This is a genomic window from Vibrio sp. V43_P6S15P86, assembly GCF_009904725.1.
In the GTDB taxonomy this organism is placed as follows: domain Bacteria; phylum Pseudomonadota; class Gammaproteobacteria; order Enterobacterales; family Vibrionaceae; genus Vibrio; species Vibrio diabolicus.
On sequence record NZ_WXWT01000047.1, the window covers coordinates 5,524 to 12,730 of the forward strand.

The 7,207-nt window shown below is 40.8% G+C and carries 4 protein-coding genes and 3 pseudogenes; 4 read left to right on the top strand and 3 right to left on the bottom strand.

What is annotated here, in order from left to right:
- Positions 1-89 precede the first annotated feature (89 nt).
- The 3 genes from csy3 (at position 90) to CAG69_RS02210 (ending at position 2,757) form a co-directional block, all read left to right on the top strand.
- Entirely contained in the window at positions 90-1,121 is a 1,032-nt protein-coding gene (gene csy3, locus CAG69_RS02200) for a type I-F CRISPR-associated protein Csy3 (protein ID WP_161442542.1), read from the top strand.
- An 8-nt stretch (positions 1,122-1,129) separates the two neighbouring features.
- On the top strand, positions 1,130-1,735 hold the full coding sequence (gene cas6f, locus CAG69_RS02205) for a type I-F CRISPR-associated endoribonuclease Cas6/Csy4 (protein WP_065646505.1): 606 nt from the start codon (positions 1,130-1,132) through the stop codon (positions 1,733-1,735).
- 542 nt (positions 1,736-2,277) lie between these two features.
- Positions 2,278-2,757, top strand: coding sequence for a hypothetical protein (locus CAG69_RS02210; protein ID WP_161442544.1), 480 nt, complete (start codon positions 2,278-2,280; stop codon positions 2,755-2,757).
- Positions 2,758-4,153: 1,396 nt separating this feature from the next.
- On the opposite strand, the gene CAG69_RS02215 is transcribed toward CAG69_RS02210, so the two are convergent.
- Positions 4,154-4,486 carry a hypothetical protein gene (locus CAG69_RS02215; protein ID WP_237668021.1) on the bottom strand — a complete coding sequence of 111 codons (333 nt, stop codon included), beginning with the start codon at positions 4,484-4,486 and terminating at the stop codon, positions 4,154-4,156.
- On the opposite strand from CAG69_RS02215, the pseudogene CAG69_RS02220 reads away from it, so the two are divergent.
- Positions 4,472-4,665, top strand: a pseudogene (locus CAG69_RS02220) (hypothetical protein); the annotation flags it as partial. The gene CAG69_RS02215 and the pseudogene CAG69_RS02220 overlap by 15 nt on opposite strands.
- 668 nt (positions 4,666-5,333) lie before the next feature.
- On the opposite strand, the pseudogene CAG69_RS22400 reads toward CAG69_RS02220, so the two are convergent.
- Together CAG69_RS22400 and CAG69_RS02235 are read right to left on the bottom strand one after the other, a co-directional pair.
- Positions 5,334-5,836, bottom strand: a pseudogene (locus tag CAG69_RS22400) (GNAT family N-acetyltransferase).
- A gap of 49 nt (positions 5,837-5,885) precedes the next feature.
- Positions 5,886-7,015, bottom strand: a pseudogene (locus tag CAG69_RS02235) (MerR family transcriptional regulator).
- Between the last annotated feature and the right edge of the window lie 192 nt (positions 7,016-7,207).

The window sequence follows — 7,207 nt, forward strand, 5'->3', positions numbered from 1 at the left end:
GAAGAGATCACTTTTTCAATCATGCCTTTTGGTCGATAGAATGCAGTAGCGAAACTATTCTTATAAAAAACTATAGGGGTTAATCGTTTATGGAACTTTGCACTCAGCTGAACTACGTTCGATCACTCTCTGCTGGCAAAGCATATTTCTACTATCTATCTAAAAGTGGTGAGATGTGCCCCCTTGAAATTGATAGAACTAGGTTGCGCGCACCAAAAGGTGGTTATGCAGAAGCATATAAAGGGGGCAAGTTCGTAGAAAAGAATGTTGCTCCACAAGATTTAGCTTACCCCAATCCTCAGTTCATCGAAGAGTGTTATGTAAAACCTGGTGTTGATGATATCTACTGTGCATTCCCCCTTCGAATTCGAGCCAACTCTCTAACTCCAGATACCTGTAGTGATGATGAAGTGCGTTCTAAACTCTCGTTACTTGCTAAAACATATGAAGAGCTCAATGGGTATCAGGAACTTGCTCTTAGATACGCGAAGAACATTCTGCTTGGTACTTGGCTTTGGAGAAACAGAGAGTGTCGAAGATTGTCGATAGAAGTGACCACCAGTGATTCACAAACCTTGATTGTAGAAAACGCAACAAGGCTTTCTTGGTATGGTCATTGGGATGAAGCTTCAGCAGAATGCCTAGAAAAACTTACAGCTTATTTGATGCGAGCCCTATCTGACCCGACCGAATATTTCTACATGGATGTCAAAGCTAAAATTGGAGTTGGTTGGGGGGATGAGGTTTACCCAAGCCAAGAGTTCTTGGATGATCGAGAAGATGGTGCTCCTACTAAGCAGTTAGCTACCGTAGAATTATTGAACGGAAAAGAAACTGCTGCTTTTCATGGTCAGAAAATTGGTGCAGCGTTGCAATCGATTGACGATTGGTGGCATGAAGAAGCAGATAAGCCATTAAGAGTGAATGAGTATGGAGCTGACCGAGAGTACGTTATAGCAAGGCGACATGTTTCCTATGGAAATGACTTTTACCAGTTAGTCAGAAATACAGAGAATTGGATTGAGACAATGACAGCTTCTCAGAGCATCCCAAATGACGTGCACTTTATTATGTCGGTCTTGATCAAGGGTGGGCTCTTCAATTGTTCCAAAGCGAAGTAAGGATGACTATGACGAAGCGTTACTACTTCTGTATACGTTATACCCCTGTTCAAGCCGACTATGAGCTGTTAGCAGGGCGTTGTATATCTCAAATGCACCTGTTTATGGTCAATAACCGACAAGCCATGAATAAAATAGGCGTGAGCTTCCCCGACTGGAGTGATGTTACGGTTGGTCAAACCATAGCCTTTGTTGCCGACGATAAAGAGATGATGATAGGACTCTCTTTTCAGCCCTATTATTCTTTGATGGTAAATGAAGGTTTATTTGAGGTCTCCAGTGTATGTGAGGTTCCAGACAATGCTTTAGAGGTGAGGTTTACCCGTAACCAAACGATTGGGAAAAGCTTTCTGGGTTCCAAGAAACGTCGAATCAAACGTAGCATGGCGAGAGCCGAACTACTTGATGCTGGAACATCATTACCAGTCACTAATGAAGAGCGTGTCGTCGATAGCTTCCATCGAATACCAATCTCCAGCGGTTCATCTGGAGAAGATTATATTTTGTTTGTGCAAAAGGAGTTTGTCTGTGAGCGCGGTGCAGCAAACTTTAATAGCTATGGTTTAGCCACTAATCAAGAAAGAAAAGGCACGGTACCAGAGTTACATTTTTGACCCTTTTTCTAAAGCTGTTTTTTAGAGAAATAAAAACAAGCACTTACAAAAGTACGAAGAAAAAGGGTATTTTGATGAATTGTGACTTTAAGCACGCAGAATCAGATGGTTAGAGACTATATTCTACAGTGTCCTGCCGCATAGGCAGCTAAAAATTGTTTGTGTGGGATTTGGACGAACTCTAACTTGTGTCCTGCCGCATAGGCAGCTAAGAATAGGTCAGGAAGAAAACAACCGACCTGCTGAACAAGCAGTTAGAAGCAAAACCATCAAGTTTAAGCTTGGTGGTTTTTTGTTTATAACCGACTTTATTCGTTACACTTTCTAACACGGAAATGTCTAGTAGACGACACCTGTTACCAAGAGTCATCTCTCTAAGAGCCAGCGTGCAACTTTCACTGCACTAAGCTCAAGCTTTCACGAAGGTACCAGTGGTACCTCGGCTATTTGGAACAGATTGAACAAACAATCCATATCTAAATTTTATCTTCACATAGATACAAATGGAGGCGATAATTTAACATTTATTAAGTGGTTCACCTATGCGTTCACAAAAGATTGAAGATATCGATGTTAGTTTTGATGCTTATCCACTAGGCTCTGAACGATATGTTCGATGTACTTGGGCTTTACATATGTACAGGCATCATGTGTTTCGTGCTAACGTGCCAGACACTTTAATCTTGGAGATAAACCAAATCAATGAATCTATGGGGATCCTCGTAGAAGAGATTGATTTAAATGAGCACAAAGATAACTTTAGAACATCATTAGTTCTAAATAAATCTATTGAGGAAAATGAGTACCCTAAGTGGCTCTGGTTTTATGGTGTCGATGCCTTAAAAGATTCAAACTTCTCAGGCTGGTTACGCAATCGGTTGACTGTCCGAACAATAGAGAACTTGCGAGTTGTATTTGTTCTCGATTCTCGTAGCGATTACCTGAGTGTGTTTTGTGATAGTAGGGAGCCATTATATAAGTCTACTATCTTGTTTCGAGCTGGCATGGACTGTCAAAATTAGGGTTGTAGTAATCAGCGAAGCCGATGAACGGAACGTGTAAGTACATTTGCTAATCCAAGTTAGACAAGTCAGCCTTTTAAAATCTAGCTTATTTATACTTCACACCGGTTACGTATTGAATACTTGCATAGATAATAACTATGTCTTGAGAAGGTACTTTTTAAACTATTGTCTAGTGTTAGTGGACAATGGACGGTTACAATTTTCCAGCTCAGAGCCGAATAAGTCCTGCTCATCGATTTCGGCCCTATTTAAAGAGCAAAAGATCATTTACTCCAGTATCTTACAAGATGAAGATGCACTAACCCATATTCTCCAACTTTTAGAAGAGAAGCTGCGCTCAATTAGAGAAACAAATAACAATGCTGCTGGACTTATCGTAACTGCATCCGTATCACATGCGAAACAAATACAGGCAATTTTGCATGAGTAATTAAAGCAACGTAGTGTGATGGTCAATTACCATGACCTAGATGCTAAGAGGATTGTTGAATAATTCAAAAACGGTTATTCTCCTTGGATAATCAGTATTGGTATGATAAACGAAGGAACCGATATACCAAGGCTTCAAGTCTGCCGTCACATCGAGTAATGTTCGTACTGAATTGTACTTTGGTCAGGTATCAGGGCATATTGTTAGGATCACAGAGAGCAATACCCAAGAAGCTTGGTTATACATCTTTGCAGAAGAGAGTTTGATGAAATTGAACGGGACATTCCTGAATATTGCCTATATGTTAAGCTGAACAATGTCAACGAAGAGGAACTAGATCCGACGTCTCTAAGTAAACTATCACTTAGTACCATTGGAGTAGCGATAAAGGAGAAATAGTTGGGAACCAGGATAACCTACTTCAGCAATCACTCGCATTATGACAATTTAAATCGGTTAATTGAGACAACCTGTTGGCTAAAATCAGACTCGATTGTTAGTGAAACAAGCCGTTTCCCAATTGTGCAACAGCTTGTTGCACAAATCAGTTAAAATCAAAAATGCACCATTCCTTTTCAGCGCAGATTTAGTTAATATTTTGGAAAAAGGATATTGACCAAGTTTTAGTAATGCGAAATGAGTCCAATGGATACGACCGAATATAGGGTGCCTGAACTGTATTTCGAAAGCGTTCAACCGCTAATCGAGAAAAATAAAAGGTATAGTGATGTGAATTGGCCGTACGAGCACTCATGTGAGTAATTTCTACCAAAGAAAGCTCAAAGCAATAACGCCTGATAATGTCAAGGATTCCAGTTAGAGTTTTTTGCTTTACAAATCATAAATATGTACATAAGGTACAGTCATGTTGATATGAGTTCAACCTGACATATCTAAAAGCAGACTATAACTGCGTGACAAATGAACCACTTGGCGTGACTGACAAGTATTTAGCGTAGAAGTCTAAGTAGGCTTGATTTGGAGTGATGTCTTTAAACTGTTCTGGGTACATTGCTTTAGCGTAGAACTGCAGCATCGCGCCATTGAGAATAGTACGACAAGCGCCGTGGTAAGCGCATACATGCGGTTGTTCTTAACCGCGGCAATAGATGACCAGTCAATGCGCTCTTTAAATCCGGCTAAACGCTGCTTTGCAAGTTCTTCATCGACGCCTTGTCCCATCACCATTGCATCATCAGAGCTGCCTGATTCATAACCTGTCATGACAATCACATCAGGGTTAGCAACGATAATTGGTTCTGGATTGAGTTTCCCCCACCATTCAACATAGAGCAATTAGGCGCAACCAAAGTCGATGTAAACGAACAAAACCCAAAGGTAGTAGGTTTCTACGAGCATATGGGCTTCAAAGTCGTTTCGCGCTCGCCACTTGATGATATGGAAAGTCTTTTCCAATTCTGCATATGACACTTTTAATCTCGGTTTACCGTAACCTTTGCCCCAAACCTTTCTAACCTAAGAATCAGGACACGTATATCTTGTCATAAATTGACCTAATTGGGGTAATGCTAAAGTGGCTGCGATGAGTGTGGATGGTAGTTCACTCAATTGCTTAAGATTGTGATTTCATAATCGGGCTTTGAAAAATGAGCATTTTGATAAGCTCTAACAGTCGTGCGGTTGTCTTTGTGAACATATAGGCGCAGCTCCAAAAGCAATGACATACTACCCTTGCCTCGTTGTGGTTTGGATAAGAACATGCTTTGAATCCACCAGTAATAACCAGCGCTCCACTCGCTCCACTCGCGAACCGCAGAGACACTCCTTACGGGAATGTTGTTCTCATCCGCTAAAACCCAATAGGTAGCAATAGAAGGGTCACGGAGCGCGACCAGAATGCCCATTTCAAGTGTTTCTGGGATCTTAATGCTCCCCTCAACCTCTCTTACTTCTTCAGCAATGAAGTTAACAAGGTAGGGTAAGTCACTTAAACGGCTTTTCTTACTTTCATTATAGCCCTCAAAGTTATCAGTGGTTTCTACAGGTTATTAAAGAATAATTGCTTAGAACATACATGGCATGTCCGTTGTGAGTAGGTGAGTATGGTAAGAGTGCCGCATAGAAAATAGCGTTTAAGCATAGACATCTAAATTCAGAAACGAAGGAACTTTCACGCAATTAACTACCAATAATAAGGATTGTCGATAGCGGGTAAGCATGTTGGTTTTTCCTCGATGTTAGGGAACGCTTTACCGACTAAAGATTGTGCAATCCAACCTTCTGGTTAGGACAAGTCTAGCGGAGCTTGAATTATGTCCTGACTTATTGGAGCGAATCCTGATTTTGAGTAAAAGTTGATATTCCAGTAAGTAATGGCAACGGCGACGCCTTTTTCTTTCAGTGTCGCTAACCCGAATTTGATCAATCTTTGATCTACACCTTGCTCTTGACAATCTGTTGCAACGGCCACGGGGGATAAAAGGAATATATTTTCATCATTCGGAAACGATAGGTGAGAGAAAATGATGCTACCGACCATGCGTTCACTTTCATCTTGAGTAATAAACACATAAAGATCCTCATCTTTGGTTAGTAAAGTGAGAAAGTCTTCTACAAGTTTCGCAATCAACCAGCTTCTTCTTTACCTTCTGAATCCGAAAATGTGTCATTGAACAGTGTAATGATTTCTTAAGTTTGGTCTTGTTTGTACAAAGCGTATTTCATATCTCTATCTCTAGTTTGCGAGTTTTAAAATAAAGTACTGACAGGTAAAGTCTTTTGTGGCACTGCACTCATAAACTGAAATCTCTTTCTGAATGTCTAGTAACGCTTGGAACGCAGACATAACAGCTTGTAATTCCTCAACTCGGTCTTGCAGCGGTTGCCAGTAGTTTTCCATGCATCGACGCCTAATGAAAAGTGTTCGATCACGTCATAGCCATGCTTTTGGAACAGAGCGAGTCGTTTAGGTATCGAAATATCAGGGTAGTCTGTCAACCAAAACTGTTTTGTATCTTCGTCGGGAGAGTCAGTGAGCCAAACCAAATCAATCACCATCAAGACGCCATTGTCTTTTAACAGAGGCTTCCATTGTTTTAGTGCGTTCTCCATTCCTATAATGTAGACGCAGCCTTCCGCCCAAATGACATCAAAACATTTTGCCTGAAATGGCAGTTCCGTCATGGAAGCACAAACAGGAGAAATGCGATCGTGTAACTGTGCGTTTTGGATCTTTTTATCGAGCTGTTTGATGGCAATAGGCTCATTATCCACGGCGGTAATGTGCGCGGTACTTTTATCGGTTAGTAGTAATGTTGAGGTGTCAATGCCACAATCAATGTCTAAAATATCGGTCATTGTCTGAGGTGACATTAATGAAATCGCTTTTAAAGAGTCCTTGTGACTCTCAGGTCCCCATCTTTCTAATGTTGCAAAGACCGTCATAAAGTCTTTCATGTAACTCTCGTGTTCGTTCATATCTCTTGATAACAACTTCAATCTGAGCGCTTCTTTTTCACTGTAACCCTGCTTACTTAATCTGTTTAAGTAAGCGCTAGGCGCACTTTGACTAAGAGAATGGTGTAACTCTCTTTGTGGACATTCCCCAAGTAATGCCAGTAGTAACTCACGAGCGTGGATTTTTTTATCAATTTCATGGTTGAGTTGCGTCAGCCGATTTTCCAATAAGCTTCTACTTAACTTCCCGTCCAAGCATTGTTCGCACTCTTTCAATGAGAGTCCTGCGCTTTGAAGTTGTTGAATCAACAACAGAAGCTGTAAATCGTTTTCACTGTAATAGTGGTATCCATTGTCAAGGCGCTGACCGTTAATCAGCCCCAACTTCTCGTAATAGATTAAGGGGATGGTGAGTTATATTGGAGATTTTGAGTCAGTAGCTGGTAGTCAGTGTCCAATACTAGAACTTACTTATGGATGACTAAATTAGTAGCTATAAAGAGTTCTATCCAAGGACATCCCACATGTTTACCGTTCGCGCGTTTTTTCTGACCCTTTAAAACCAGAATCTATGTTGCCGTATCACTCGGTGTTGGGAAT